The organism is Novosphingobium sp. AP12 (assembly GCF_000281975.1).
In the GTDB taxonomy this organism is placed as follows: domain Bacteria; phylum Pseudomonadota; class Alphaproteobacteria; order Sphingomonadales; family Sphingomonadaceae; genus Novosphingobium.
In genome coordinates, this window is record NZ_AKKE01000009.1 from 189,901 (window position 1) to 203,571 (window position 13,671).

Annotated in this window: 11 protein-coding genes; 9 read left to right on the forward strand and 2 right to left on the reverse strand. The window is 66.9% G+C overall.

Features of this window, described 5'->3' with window-relative positions:
• Window positions 1-312 precede the first annotated feature (312 nt).
• The 7 genes from PMI02_RS01800 to PMI02_RS27655 all read left to right on the forward strand — a co-directional run bounded on the left by PMI02_RS01800 (window position 313) and on the right by PMI02_RS27655 (window position 7,587).
• Window positions 313-3,003, forward strand: coding sequence for an Ig-like domain-containing protein (locus tag PMI02_RS01800; protein ID WP_202948589.1), 2,691 nt, complete (start codon window positions 313-315; stop codon window positions 3,001-3,003).
• Window positions 3,000-4,244 (forward strand): TolC family protein, encoded by a 1,245-nt coding sequence (locus tag PMI02_RS01805; RefSeq protein ID WP_157222319.1) that lies wholly within the window; start codon window positions 3,000-3,002, stop codon window positions 4,242-4,244. The genes PMI02_RS01800 and PMI02_RS01805 overlap by 4 nt, the downstream gene beginning before the upstream one ends.
• Window positions 4,241-5,740 (forward strand): ABC transporter transmembrane domain-containing protein, encoded by a 1,500-nt coding sequence (locus tag PMI02_RS01810; protein WP_007677846.1) that lies wholly within the window; start codon window positions 4,241-4,243, stop codon window positions 5,738-5,740. Before PMI02_RS01805 ends, PMI02_RS01810 begins: the two co-directional genes overlap by 4 nt.
• Window positions 5,692-6,219: an ATP-binding cassette domain-containing protein gene (locus PMI02_RS27805; RefSeq protein ID WP_007677850.1), complete on the forward strand. Its 528-nt coding sequence runs from the start codon at window positions 5,692-5,694 to the stop codon at window positions 6,217-6,219. The genes PMI02_RS01810 and PMI02_RS27805 overlap by 49 nt, the downstream gene beginning before the upstream one ends.
• A gap of 18 nt (window positions 6,220-6,237) precedes the next feature.
• Window positions 6,238-6,408 carry a hypothetical protein gene (locus PMI02_RS27645; protein WP_007677852.1) on the forward strand — a complete coding sequence of 57 codons (171 nt, stop codon included), beginning with the start codon at window positions 6,238-6,240 and terminating at the stop codon, window positions 6,406-6,408.
• On the forward strand, window positions 6,398-7,012 hold the full coding sequence (locus tag PMI02_RS27650; protein ID WP_007677857.1) for a biotin/lipoyl-binding protein: 615 nt from the start codon (window positions 6,398-6,400) through the stop codon (window positions 7,010-7,012). The genes PMI02_RS27645 and PMI02_RS27650 overlap by 11 nt, the downstream gene beginning before the upstream one ends.
• Window positions 7,013-7,167: 155 nt before the next feature.
• A complete protein-coding gene (locus PMI02_RS27655; RefSeq protein ID WP_202948590.1) occupies window positions 7,168-7,587 on the forward strand; it encodes an HlyD family efflux transporter periplasmic adaptor subunit in 420 nt (139 codons plus the stop codon).
• A 6-nt stretch (window positions 7,588-7,593) separates the two neighbouring features.
• Here the strand turns inward: PMI02_RS27655 and PMI02_RS01820 are convergent, their stop codons facing one another.
• Window positions 7,594-9,129: an MDR family MFS transporter gene (locus PMI02_RS01820; RefSeq protein WP_007677863.1), complete on the reverse strand. Its 1,536-nt coding sequence runs from the start codon at window positions 9,127-9,129 to the stop codon at window positions 7,594-7,596.
• Between the two features lie 262 nt (window positions 9,130-9,391).
• On the opposite strand from PMI02_RS01820, the gene PMI02_RS01825 reads away from it, so the two are divergent.
• Together PMI02_RS01825 and PMI02_RS01830 are read left to right on the forward strand one after the other, a co-directional pair.
• On the forward strand, window positions 9,392-11,941 hold the full coding sequence (locus PMI02_RS01825) for a TonB-dependent receptor (RefSeq protein WP_007677865.1): 2,550 nt from the start codon (window positions 9,392-9,394) through the stop codon (window positions 11,939-11,941).
• On the forward strand, window positions 11,941-12,744 hold the full coding sequence (locus tag PMI02_RS01830) for a hypothetical protein (RefSeq protein WP_007677867.1): 804 nt from the start codon (window positions 11,941-11,943) through the stop codon (window positions 12,742-12,744). Before PMI02_RS01825 ends, PMI02_RS01830 begins: the two co-directional genes overlap by 1 nt.
• A gap of 3 nt (window positions 12,745-12,747) precedes the next feature.
• Here PMI02_RS01830 and PMI02_RS01835 read toward each other — a convergent pair whose 3' ends face one another.
• On the reverse strand, window positions 12,748-13,644 hold the full coding sequence (locus PMI02_RS01835) for a pirin family protein (protein ID WP_007677869.1): 897 nt from the start codon (window positions 13,642-13,644) through the stop codon (window positions 12,748-12,750).
• Window positions 13,645-13,671 lie beyond the last annotated feature (27 nt).

The following is a 13,671-nucleotide window of genomic DNA, read 5'->3' on the forward strand; positions in this document are numbered from 1 at the left end:
TCTGGCTCAGGCCAAACGATTGCGAAATCGCACCCCGCAATCCGACGAGGCATCAATTTCATCCGTTATCGAGTGCCGCTGGCACGGGGGATTTCCCTTAAGCGGAGGGCGAAATTGGTTCCCGCTCAATCCAATCGGATTCGGATGAAGTCGGAATTGGCTATTCCCTCCATGCGCTTAATCCAACTGCTCCAGGGTCCCGGCAGCGGCCGAGCCTGAGGGGCGCACGAGGACATACAGGCTCCTCCCCGCCCGCAGGCCTCCCGCAGGCGGGATTTCAATGATCGCGACGTCCGGCACCGCAGCCGGACGATGAAGCGCGCTCGTCTCCGGTCACGCGGGAGGCATTGCGTTCGCTATTCGTGGGAGGTCAAGAATGCCCGTCGAAGCCAAGGTTTCACCGAATACCGCCGGAATCAACTCCGCTCCCATCCAGGCGGTCGAGGGTTCGGTCAGTGTCCCCGCGGCACCAATGTTGCGCTCAACGTCGGGCCTGACGCTGTTGCAGGCTACGGCCGCGAGGGGGCGGACCTTCTGGTTCACCTCAAGTCCGGCGAAATGGTGCGCATCGCCAACTTCTATGTCGATCCGTCCAAGCTATCGCACCTGCTGCTGGTGGACGAAAACGGACTGGTGACCGCCGAGGTTGGCGAGGTCAGCTCCGGCGCGATGTCTTCCGCCACATATGTGCCGATCGACGCGACCGCCGGCTTCTCCGCCCCGGCTGCGGGAGCGATCTCGGTCGACGCCGCCGGCAATGTCAGCAGCCCGGTGGACACCGTCGTCGACGGCGTCGCGCCCCTTACACCGACCATCGACCCGACCACCGGCCTTGCGCTGGCAGGCACTGCGGAGGCAGGAGCCACGATCCTGCTCACCAACATTCTGGGTAATCGCATCGGCGAAACGACTACCGATAATGACGGCAACTGGAGCTTCACCCCGCCGGTGCCATTGCCCAACGGTCTCCTCGTCAACGCGGTCGCGGTGGACGCGGCGGGCAACGACAGCCTGTCCGTCAGCACCGTGGTCGATTCGGTCATCCCGCTCTCGCCGATCATCATTGCGAGCAACGGCACGACGCTGACAGGGACGGCGGAACCCGACTCCACGGTCATCCTGACCAACGCCCTGGGCGGCACGATCGCCGAGGTGGCCGCGGATTCCAACGGCAACTGGAGCTTCACGCCGCTGGAGCCTCTGCTCAATGCCACGGTCGTGGTCGCAGTCGCGCAGGACGCGGTGGGCAATGTGAGCCTTCCTGCGTTCACGTCCATCGATACGATCGTGCCGAACAGTCCGTTCCTGACCCTTTCGTCCGACGGATCGCTGCTCACCGGTTTCGCTGAGCCCAACAGCCAGTTGTCGATCGTGATCGACAACGACACCGCCAATCCGATCACCGTGAACGTCAACATGGTCGGCGCTTTCGCGCTGCCGTTAGTCCCTCCGCTCGTTGCCGGCGAGACCATCAGCGCGGTCGCGATCGACGCCGCCGGAAACCAGAGCACACCGGCGGCGATCCTCGCGCCGGACATCGGGCCGCCGACCATCGCCCTGCCCGAAGCCCTGGAAGGCTGGATCAACGCCGCAGAGGCGGCCGACGGCATTCAGGTCGAAGTATCCCTGCGACCGACGATGCAGGCCGGCCAAGTGATCACCGCCCAGTTCGACGGGCAGAACGGCTACGAGGCGGAAGCCATTCACATTCTAAGCGCGGGCGACATTGCCCTCGGCGTCGTGGTCCTCAGCATCCAACCACCGGGCGGCCAAGGCCCGCTGCCCGAAGGCGCATCGGCCATCACCGCCAGCGTGGGGGCAGGCGCGCTTTCCGCCCCAGTGGCCTTCACCATCGACACCACCCCGCCTGCAACGCCGCAGCTGTCGCTTACAAACAGTGTGCTTACGATTTCCGCCGAGCCGGGATCGGAACTGAATGTCGACATCGATCTCGGCGCGGCCAATGCGAACGCGGTGCTGACCGCCGACGACAACGGGCTCGCGTCGCTGAACCTGCTCGCTGGTCTCGACGTCGGGCTGACATGGGATCAATTGCTGGCGGCACAGGTTTCCGTGACGGGCGAGGATCCCGCGGGCAACCCTACCAACGTCGCGACCTTGCCGATCCTCTCGGGCATCGAACAGCCTCTGCCGATCGGCAATCTAGCCGTCGACGCAAGCCTCAATCTGCTGGACCTGCGACTTGGAATCAGCGGCACGACCGATCCCAATTCATCGTTGGCGATCCGCGTCATCACGCCGCTGGTCAATGTCGAACTGCTGCCGATCGCGGCCGACAGCTCCGGCCACTTCTCGCTGAACCTGCTCAGTCCCACGATCCTGTCCCAGCTCGGCCTTGACGTCGCCGATCTTCTCAACTTCGGCGAGGAAACGTCGCTGAACCTGGTCGCGACGAACAGCCACGGGCATGAAAGCGCGTCCTACGGGGTCGACCTCGTGCCGGGCAGCCTATGGCTCAACATTGGTCAGGTCGCAGTGAACGGCACTACCGGCGACGATGTGATGTCCGGCGCGAATGGTAGCGTGGAACACATCAACAGTGGCAGCGGCAACGATCTTATTCTCAATGTCGGAGCCGGGGACCATGTGTCGGCCAGCAACGCCGACGATACGATCGAGATCAACGCTCCCAACTTCGCCACGATAGACGGGGGAGCCGGCTTCGATACGCTGCTGCTCTCGAACGGCATAGACCTCGACTACAATGCAGTCGGCGTCGGCACGCTGACCAACATCGAGAGGGTCGACCTGGGCACGGGCGATGGCGGCAGCGTCCTTACGCTCACCGCCCCGGAAGTCGATGCCATCACCGATGTCGGCAACGTGCTCCAGATCACGGGTGAGACCAACGACGTGCTCAACGTGACTGGCGCAGTGGATACCGGCACGACCCAGCTGCACAACGGAATCGTTTTCGATGTCTACACGTTCGGCGTCAATACGCTGCTGGTCGAGGACAATGCCGTCCAGGTCGTCGTGTGACCGCAGCGCGAGGGGCGTGGAAGCTGATGGCGGTTTTGGTGCTGGCCGCGTGGCCAGTCCACCTGACAGCAATGACTATCGAGGAAGCCGTCGCCACGGGGATCGGGCGCCATCCCGAAATCGCGGCGGCCGCTTCCGAGGTCAGGGCCGCCCGGACGGACGTCGATGTCGCCAAGGCAGGATACCTGCCGTCGGTTTCCGTGTCGGGCGGCCCGCAGGACATTTCGCCCGACGAATGGGCTTATGAAGTGACGGCGGCGCAGATGGTCCACGACTGGGGGCAGGTCAGAAGTCAGGTGCGCGGCGCCCGCGCGACACAAAGGCAGCGGCAGGACGAATGGCTGGTGGCCCGTGACGAGGCGGCGCTGGACATAATCGAAACCTACCTGGACCTGCTCCTCGCGCGCCGGCACCGTGAAATCGACCGCGCTCAGATTGCCACGCTTGAAGACTTCGCGCAGATGACCGGGCTGCGCGCGACGAGCGGCTACGCGGATCGCAGCGAGCCCGACCGCTCGCAGCTCGAGCTGGCGCGTGCCCGGCAACGCCTCGCAAGCGACGAAGGTCTTATCGCCGATGCGGCCAGCCAGTTCGAGACGCTGGTGGGCACTCCCCCGGGCGACCTTGCCGAACCCTCGCCTCGATCGATGATGGCCCTTGCCAGCGGAAACACCGATGCGCTGATCGATGCCGCGCCGCTTTACCTCAAAGCGGTGGAAGACGAGCATGCGCGCGCGGAGTATAGCGAGACGCGCCCGTCGATCCTGCCCCGCGTCAATCTCGAGGCGACCGCGCTCAGCCGCGAGATCGGGGGGCGGATGCAAAGCGACGCGATCCTCGCCATTCGCCTGCGGATGAATCCGATGCAGGGCCTCTCCAGCTTCGACCGGGTGGAGGGTGCCCGCCAGAGAGTCGACGCGGCGCAGTGGAAGGAAGGCGCGGCCCGGCGCAATATCGAGCGCCGTCTGCGCAACCTGGCAACCAACGGAGCCGCACTGGCCGACCAGGAAGCGGCGCTGGAACGGCAAGTCTCGAGCGCGGGTGAACTGGGCGGCCTGTACCGCGAACAGTTCGAAGCCGGGAAGCGCGACATCATCGACCTCATCACCATCCAGCGCGAACACTACGACGCGCGGCGCTCTCAACGAGGTGCACCTCCTGCTCATCCGCATCCAGTACCAGATTGCGGCACAGCTGGGCCAGCTGACCGACCTCATCGAACTGGGGGACACCAGCCTTGAACACGACCATTGATGCCTCGCGGCCCATCTCCGTGCGGGACCGGGACCCTCTGCGCGAGGGTCTCGTCCTGCTCGCCTGCATGCTCGGGCGCCACACCAGCGCCAGCGAACTGGGCGACGGATTGCCGCTGGTCGAAGGGCGGCTGCCGGCCGAGATTGTGCCCCGCGCCATGCGGCGGCTGGAAATCGCGGCACAGGTCCGCCGCTCGGATCTTGCCACCCCCGCCTATCTCCTGCCTGCGATGCTGGTTCTGAACGACGGCGACTGCGTGGTTCTCTCCGCGATCGACGGCGACACCGCCACGCTGCGCCTGCCCCGCGCCGACGGCGGCGTGCAGAAGATGCAGCTGGCCGAACTCGCCGCTCTTCATTCCGGCATGACGGTCTTCGCCAAGACCCGCTTCAAATCCGAAGAACGCGGGGGCACGCTGGCCGCGACGACCGGCCAGCACTGGTTCTTCGGGGCGCTACGCCGCTATCGCAACGCCTATTTCGAGGTCGCGCTCGGTGCGATGATGGCGAACCTGCTCACCATCGCCTCGGCCCTGTTCGCGATGCAGGTGTATGACCGCGTGGTGCCCAACGCGGCATTCGACACGCTGTGGCTGCTGGCGAGCGGGCTCGCCATCGTGTTCGAGGCGCTGCTGCGCCACATGCGCGGGCACCTGCTCGATACGATGGGCAAGAGCCTGGACCTCACGCTTTCCACCCAGCTTTTCGCGCGGGTACTGCAGACGCGGCTATCGGCGCGCCCCGCCTCGCTCGGCGCTTTCACCAGCCAGATCCGCGAGTTCGAGGGCGTGTGCGAGTTCTTCACCTCGTCCAGCGCGGCAATCGCCAGCGACCTCCCGTTCACGCTGATCTTCCTCTCCGTGATCGCGCTGATCGGCGGGTGGATCGTCGTCGTGCCCGTCGCCGGAATTCTGCTGATGGTCCTGCCCAGCCTCGTCATGCAGCGCCGACTGGCCGAACTGTCCCGAAGCAACCTGCGTGAAGGCGCGATCAAGAACAGCATCCTGATCGAGGCGGTCGAGAACCTCGAGGCGATCAAGGCCGGGCGCGGCGAAGGGCGCGCGATGATGCTGTGGGAAGCGCTGACCGCACAGCTCGCCGAGACCGCCAAGCGCACCCATTCGCTCGGAAGCGCGCTGAGCTACGGCGCGGCGATGATGCAGCAGCTGTGCTATGTCGGCGTCGTCGCCTTCGGAGTCTACCGCATCAGCGAGGGCGCGATGACGGTCGGCGCGCTCGTCGCCTGCTCGCTGCTGGTCGCGCGCGCAATCGCGCCGATGACCCAGGCCGCCGGTATCCTCGGCGCTGGCAACACACCCGCGTCGCGCTGGAGGGACTCGACCAGCTCATGGTCGCGCCGGTCGAGCGGCCGGAAAACCGGGTCTTCGTGCGCGCCGAAAGGCTGCGCGGCCGGTTCGAGGTGCAGGATCTCGTCATGCGCTACGGCGATGACGGGCCGCCTGTGGTCAACGTCGCCGCGCTGAGCATCCGGGCGGGCGAGAAGGTCGCGATCCTTGGCGGCAACGGGGCGGGCAAGTCCACGATGCTGCGGCTATTGTCGGGGTTAGGCGACGCGACATTGGGGAGCATCGTGCTGGACGGCATGAACCTCGCCCAAATCGATCCGTCCGACCGCCGCGCCGCGATCGGCTTCCTGCCGCAGGACGTCGCCTTGATGCACGGCACCTTGCGCGAGAACCTGAACCTCGAAGGGCGCGCGATCGACGATGCAGACATGTCCGCCGCCCTCGATGACGTGGGGCTCGGCCGTTTCGTGCGGGCCAATCTGCTCGGGCTCGACATGCCGCTGCTGGGCAGCCGCAGCCTTTCGGGCGGGCAGCGGCAGGCGGTGGGGCTGGCCCGCGTGATTCTGCAGGACCCGCCGATCGTCCTGCTCGACGAGCCCACCGCTTCCTTCGATCAGGCCAACGAGGAGCACGTCGTCGGCCGCCTCCAGGCATGACTGGGCGAGCGGACCCTGGTGGTCACGACCCACAAGCGGACCATGCTCAGCCTCGTCCAGCGCATCGTCGTGATGCGCGACGGGGCGGTGGTGATGGACGGGCCGGTAGACGGCGTGGTCTCGGGCAACCAGGTGAAGGCGCCTCCCAGAGCGCCGGCCAACGAAACCGGAGCGGCGCATGGGGGTTGAAGGCATTTCCGCACAGGGGCTGCGCCGCGAACTCGACGATCCGTTGCGGACCAGCGCGCATCCGCTCTACCGGCCCCTGCTCTGGGCGGTGCTGGCCTGCATCGTGGTCGCCGTGACCTGGGCGGCGCTGGCGCGGATCGACGAGGTGACGCGCGGCGAAGGGCGCGTGGTCCCGGTCAGTCGGATGCAGAAGATCCAGAGCCTGGAGGGCGGCATCCTTGGCGATCTGCTCGTGCGGGAGGGTGACATGGTGCGACGAGGGCAGCCGTTGGTGCGGCTCGACCGCACGCATTTCCAGACTTCCTACGACGAATCCGCGAACCAGGCGATCGTGCTGGCCGCCGCGATCGCGCGGCTTCAGGCCGAAGTGCTGGGCAAGGGCGCGATCGCCTTCCCGCCCGAGGTGCCGCCCGGCAGTTCGGTCGCCCGGTCCGAGCGCGAACTGTTCGTCTCGCGGCGCAGCAAGCGGGAGGAAGGGCGCCGCACGCTGCACCAGCAGATGCAGATCGCACAGGGGCAGCTCGCCATCGTCCAGCCCCTCGCGGCGCGCAAGTTGGTGAGCGAGATGGAAGCGCTCAAGCTGCGGCAGGACATCGCCGCCTAGAACGGCAAGCTGGTCGAGCTTGAGAACACTTACGCGCAGGAAGCCTATACCGAGCTGGCGAACAAGCAGGCGGAACTGAGCGCGCTCGATCCGATCGTCCAGCAGCGCGGGACCAGCTGCGCCGCACCGAAATCCGCTCGCCGGTGCGCGGGCGGGTGAACACGGTGCTCATCAACACGCGCGGCGGCGTGGTGCAGCCGGGCGAGCCGATCATGGAGGTCACGCCGATGGAGGACCGCCTGCTGATCGAAGCCCGCATCCGCCCGCGCGACGTCGCGTTCATCGTGCCCGGCATGCCCGCCAAGGTGAAGATCACCGCCTACGACTACACGATCTACGGCGACCTTAACGGCAAGGTCGAGCGCATCGGAGCAGACACCGTGGAGGAGGAGACGGTGCACGGCAAGGAATCGTACTATCAGGTCCTCATCCGCACCGACGGCGCCCACCTCATGCGTGAGGGGAAGCCGCTGCCGATCATCCCCGGCATGGTGGCGGAAGTGGACATCCTCAACGACAAGCGCAGCGTGCTGAACTACCTGCTGCGCCCGATCATGAAGGCTCGGTTGAATTGAGGGTGGTCAGGCGGCCGAGCGCTTCTCTTCGGGCCCGTCCGCTTCATCCTCCGCGTGGCCGCTGATCTCGGCCCCGGCGTCGGGAGCGAAGCGCAGGTTCCACCATGTCGCCGTGAGGGACACCGCCGTGACCACCCAGAACGCGGCGGAGAAATCGCCCAGTGCCGGCGTCGAATGACCCTTCGCCAACATCGCCAGATGGAGCGCCATGGCCGCCACGCAGATGCCGAGCGAGAGCATCAGTTGCTGGAACGTCGAGTAGAACGCGGTGGCGCTGCTCATGTGCTTCTTGTCCACGCCGGCATAGGCGATCGTGTTGTAGGCGGTGAACTGGAACGACATGAAGAAACCCGATACGGTGAGCACGCCAAACATCGCCCACACCGGCCAGCTCGGGCCGAAGAAACCGCAGATGGCATAGCCCGCCGTCGCGATCACGCCGTTGCAGATGAGTGCCCGGCGGAAGCCGAAGCGGCGCAGGACGCGCTGGGCGAGCCCCTTCATGGCCAGCGAGCCAATTGCGGTCGCCACGGTGATCGTGCCGCTGCGCGCCGCCGAGAAGCCGAGGCCCACCTGCATCATCAGCGGCAACAGGAACGGCTGCGCGCCTTGAGTGATGCGGGTGATCGAACCGGCGATCACGGCCAGGCGGAACGTCTCGTCCTTGAGTAGCGCGAGGTCGAGAATCGCGCCCGAACGGCCGCGCGCGTGGCGGATGTAGAACACCCCGGCCACCACGCCGATCGCCACCAGCACGGCGGCCAACGCGCCTTCGCCGGGCCGGCTCACCATTTCGAAACCGAACAGCAGGCAGCCGAGCGACAGGCCGCTGAGGATGAAGCCCAGCGTGTCGAACCGCGCAGGCTCGTCCTCGCGGATGTTGGCGATGTAGCGGCCGACCAGCCAGAAGCCCAGCGCGCCCATCGGCAGGTTGATGTAGAAGATCCAGCGCCAGTCCAGGTAGGTCACGATGAACCCGCCGAGCGGCGGCCCGAGGATCGGCCCGATCAGCGCCGGCACCAGCAGCCACGACATCGCATTGACCATGTCGCGCTTGGCGACCGAGCGCAGCAGCACGAGGCGCCCGACCGGGATCATCATGGCGCCGCCGATACCCTGCACGAAGCGCGAGACGACGATCAGCTCCAGCGTCGGCGACTGTCCGCAGGCGAGGCTCCCCGCCACGAACAGCGCGATCGCGGTGCGGAACACGGTGCGCGATCCGAAGCGGTCGGCCAGAACGCCCGAGGCGGGGATGAAGATCGCCAGTGCCAGCAGGTACGACGTCAGCGCGACGCTCATTTCCTGCGGGCGGACACCGAAGTCGCGCGCCATCGTGGGCAGCGCGGTCGCCAGCACGGTGGCGTCGACGAATTCCATGAACAGCGCGGAGGCAATGATCAGCGCGACGAGGCGGTAGTTGGCGCTCGATTCCGGCGGCCCCACGTCCTGTGTCTTCGCCAGCGATCCGCCGGCGGGGACGATACCGTCGCGCACTTCGGCATTGACCGAGGCGATGCCGCGCCGCCGTGGCCTCAGCATGGAGGCTCGCCGGTAAGGGCTGGGAAGTACATGGTCTGTTTTCCGGTTCGAGGTCTCGACAAGGCCTCTCCCAAACCGGGCGCCCGTCTTCGCTGGCGCCGATGGAATGCATATAGGCATGGGCGGCTGCAATGAAACCGTTCTTTTGGCCTGTTTTCTCGCCTGGCGAGGCTCCCGGGCCGCTGCGACGACCCCGGCGGAGTGACACATTAACGTAGCACAGCCGACCTAATCGCCCCTCCAACCAATGAGGGCGCACACCATGAACCGTTTGTTTTACTGCTCCATCAGCCTGGTCGCGCTGGCCGCTGCCGCTTCCGCGCAGGCCCAGTCCGTCACCGATACTCAGGACGAGGAAGGCGGCGAGATCGTCGTTTCCGGGCAGCGCGCGCAGCAGCAGCGCTCGATCGAGGCGAAGCGCGCTTCGCTCGGCCTCGTCGATGTGACGGCATCGGACGACATCGGCCAGCTGCCCGACAAGAACGTGGCCGAGGCGGTCGAGCGCCTGCCCGGCGTCGGCGTCCAGTACGATCAGGGCGAAGGCCGCTACGTGGCGGTGCGCGGCGTGCCCTCCTCGCTCAACGGCTACACGCTCAACGGCTTCGAGATCGGCAACCCTGACGGCAACACCCGCGCCCTCCCGCTCGACATCCTCTCGGGCCAGCTGCTCAACCGGGTCGAGGTCGCCAAGGTCAAGACCGCCGACCTCACCGGACAGGGCATCGGCGCCACCGTCAACCTCGTCACCCAGACCGCATTCGACTTCGACCGGCCCTTCGTGGTCCAGGCCAATGCCCAGGTGGGCTATCAGGAGCTGCGCAAGGGCAGCCAGCCCGTCAAGGGCGACATCACGGTGGGCGGCCGCTTCGGCGCGGACGAGCAGTTCGGCATCCTCCTGGGTGCGAGCTATTCCGACCGCACCTACACCAGCTACGGCATCTACCCCGACGACTGGGCGCCGGATGAGAACGCCGCGCGCGGGGCCGTGCCGATCAACCTCAAGTACACCGACTACCGCCTGAAGCGCGAGCGTATCGGCGCCGCCGGCTCGCTCGACTGGCGCAGCGGCGGCACCGAGCTTTACGTGCGCGGCGTCTATTCGAAGTTCACCGAGGACGAATACCGCCAGCGCCTGCGGCTCGACTTCTCGAACATCGCCTGGGACGCGAACGGCGAGACCGGCCTTGCATCCACCAGCGAGCAGCGTTCGGACCTGCGCACCGAGTACAAGGAAAAATCGGTCCTCTCGTTCATGGCGGGCGGCAGCACCGAGTTCGCCGACACCTGGAAACTCGACTTCGGCGCCGCCCATACGCGCAACGAGGTGATCGAGCCGAACGAGCTGTGGCAGTTCCGCGGCAACCCCGGCCCGGTGGCGGTCGACTTCACCGACAAGCTGTTCAGCGCGGTGCCGACAGGCGGCTACCTCGCACCGTCCGGCATGGGTTTCCGTCAGTACAGCGCGCAGGACGAATACGGCCTCGAGAAGACATGGCAGGCCCGCGCCGACCTCACCGGCAAGCTGCCTTCGATCGGCGAGAACAGCTTCTTGAAGCTGGGCGCCAACGCGCGATGGACGGACAAGCGCTTCGACAGCTCGAACATGGTCTACGGCCGGGGCACCGCCGCCAACCGCTTCACCCTCGCTGGCCTTGCGGGCGACGACGTGAACGTCGATCTCGGGAGCGGCCACGAATACTTCCTGAGCCCGGCGATCGACGAGGACCTGATCCGCGCCTACACGCAAGGCAAGCTGGGCGGGCCGCAGTTCGTGCTCGACACCGCGACCTCGCTGGCCAACGACACCCTCGGAGACTTCTCGCTCGATGAGAACGTCTTCGCCGGCTACGGTATGGTCAACCTCGACTTCGGCTCCATCGCCGTCACCGGCGGCCTGCGCGTCGAGCGCACCGAACTGGGCATCACCGGCTACCTGCTCGAAGGCGACACCGTCACCCCCGCCAGCGCCGACCGCCACTACACCGACTGGCTCCCCAGCCTCATCGTGCGCGTGACGCCGAGCGACGACACCGTGTTCCGCGTCGCCTATTCGCGCAGCGTCGGACGCCCGCAGTATTCCGACCTCTCGCCCGGCGGCGAGGTTTCGTCCGAGGGCGACGGTGAGTTGAACGTCAGCACCGGCAACCCTGCGCTCAAGCCCTACGTCGCCGATGCGCTGGACATGACGGCGGAGTGGTACTTCGCCCCCGGCGGCATTCTCAGCGTGGGCGCCTTCGCCAAGTTCATCCGCAACCCGATCTTCACGCAGAGCTACACCATCAATGGCGGCAGCTTCGGCGGGGTGGACTACGACCGCATCAACTTCAGCCAAACCCAGAACGCCGAGAAGGGCGACGTCATCGGGCTCGAGGCGAGCTACCAGCAGCAGTTCACCTTCCTGCCCGGCCTGCTCTCCGGCCTCGGCGTCAACCTCAACCTGACGCTGATCGACGCCAGCCTGCGCCTGCCGGACGGCGGCAGCATCGGCTTCCCCGAGCAGTCGAAGCTGCTGTGGGGCGCGCAGCTGTTCTACCAGAAGGGCCCGGTCGAGGCCTCGGTCGCCTACCACCACACCGGCCGCGCGCTGATCGCGGCGGGTGACACGCGCCTGACCGACAACTTCAACGACGACCTGCGCCGCCTCGACGCCAAGATCGGCGTGGACCTGACGCACAACTTCCGCATCTTCGTGGAAGCCCAGAACCTGACCGACGAGCCCACCCGCCAGTACCAGGGCGGTGTGCGCGACTGGGTCTCGCAGAACGAGCGCTATGGCCGCACGTTCTACCTCGGCGGGTCGATGAAGCTGTGATGGTCGCCGCCCTGCTCCTGCTTGCGGCCGCGCCTGTCGCTGGCGACGCCCCCTCGCCGCCGCCCTCCCCGGTTTCGCTGCGCCTGAACGCCGCCGAAGCGCATCAGGGCGCGGCGTCGGACGGCACTTACCTCTACGCGATCGACAACGACCGCATCGGCAAATACCGCATCGCCACCGGCGAGAAGGTCGCACAGTGGCAGGGCGAGCGCCGGCTCTACCCCCACATGAACAGCTGTACCGTGGTCGGCACCGAACTGGTCTGCGCCGCTTCCAACTACCCGGCGGTGCCGCAGACCAGCGCGGTCGAGATATTCGACACCCGCACGCTCAAGCATGTCCGCAGCACCAGCCTCGGCTTCGGACCGGGTTCGCTGACGGTGATGGACCGCCATGAGGGCAAGTGGTGGGCGGTCTTCGCCAACTACGAAGGCAAGGGCGGCGAGCCGGGCCGTGACTATCGCCATACCGTGCTGGTCCGCATGGACGACCAGTTCCGCGCCGAGGCCAGCTGGGCCTTCCCCGAAGCGGTGCTGGCCCGCATGGCGCCCAAAAGCTGCTCGGGCCTCAGCTGGGGCGGCGACGGGCTGATCTACGCCACCGGCCATGATCGCCCAGAGGTCTATGCGATGAAGTTGCCCGAGGCAGGCTCGCGGCTCGAACTGGTGGACACCATCGGCCTCGCCACGCCGGGCCAGGCGATCGATTGGGACCCCAAGGTCAAGCGCCGCCTGTGGTCCATCGGCCGGGGCGCGAACGAGGTCGTGGCAAGCGAGATCCGCGAGGTTTCCGCTCTGCCCTGAGCATCACGACATCGCCGGCGGCGGCTTGAGGAACGGGTCCTCCGGCAGCGGGATGAACTCCTGGTCGTCCGCGTCGGGCAGCTTCATGCGCCCGGCCTGCCAGTCGGCGGCGGCCTGGCGCAGGCGGTCCTTCGAGGACGAGACGAAGTTCCAGTAGAGGAACCGCTCGCCCACCGGCTCGCCGCCCAAGACCATCACGGTCGAGCGCTCGGCTGCCGTCATGCGCGACACGTCGGGGCCGAGCACGAGCATGTTCCCCGCCTCGTGCCGCTGTCCGTCGATCTCTATCGCACCGGTGGCGACGTAGACCGCGCGCTCGGCATGGCCGACGGGGATTTCCGCCTGCGCACCCGCGTCGAGGTCGAGATGCGCATAGAACAGCGGCGAATGGGTGCGCGCACCGGCGGTCAGGCCGTAAGCGCTGCCGGCGATGAGCTGGCCGTGGAGGCCCTTCTCGCTCCACTGCGGCAGGTCGGCGCCTGCGTGGTGGGAGAACGAGGGCGCGGTTTCCTCGTCGCCGTCGGGCAGTGCGACCCAGGCCTGGATGCCGTGGAGGTGGTCGCCCTCCGCGCGGGCCTTTTCGAAGCGCTCGCTATGGGTGATGCCGCTGCCGGCGGTCATCCAGTTGACCTCCTGCGGCCGGATCGCCTGGTGCGAGCCGACGCTGTCACGGTGCATGATCTCGCCCGAGAACAGGTAGGTCACGGTCGACAGGCCGATGTGCGGGTGCGGCCGCACGTCGACGCTGCGGTCCACCCCCGCCGCCATGTCGAGCGGGCCCATGTGGTCGAAGAATACGAACGGGCCGACCATGCGGCGCTTGGCGAACGGCAGGACGCGCCCGACGTCGAGCCCTCCGCCAAGACTGCGCCGGCGCTGCTCGATCACCATTTCAATCATGGATTCAACCTCTTGTCATCGCGAGTT

Bases quoted from the DNA above. Each gene is read 5' to 3' on its own strand.
- PMI02_RS01835 (WP_007677869.1), bottom strand. From the start codon at position 13,644: ATGATTGAAATGGTGATCGAGCAGCGCCGGCGCAGTCTTGGCGGAGGG.
- PMI02_RS01800 (WP_202948589.1), top strand. From the start codon at position 313: ATGAAGCGCGCTCGTCTCCGGTCACGCGGGAGGCATTGCGTTCGCTAT.
- PMI02_RS27650 (WP_007677857.1), top strand. From the start codon at position 6,398: ATGGGGGTTGAAGGCATTTCCGCACAGGGGCTGCGCCGCGAACTCGAC.
- PMI02_RS01825 (WP_007677865.1), top strand. From the start codon at position 9,392: ATGAACCGTTTGTTTTACTGCTCCATCAGCCTGGTCGCGCTGGCCGCT.
- PMI02_RS01830 (WP_007677867.1), top strand. From the start codon at position 11,941: ATGGTCGCCGCCCTGCTCCTGCTTGCGGCCGCGCCTGTCGCTGGCGAC.
- PMI02_RS27805 (WP_007677850.1), top strand. From the start codon at position 5,692: ATGCGCTACGGCGATGACGGGCCGCCTGTGGTCAACGTCGCCGCGCTG.
- PMI02_RS01820 (WP_007677863.1), bottom strand. From the start codon at position 9,129: ATGCTGAGGCCACGGCGGCGCGGCATCGCCTCGGTCAATGCCGAAGTG.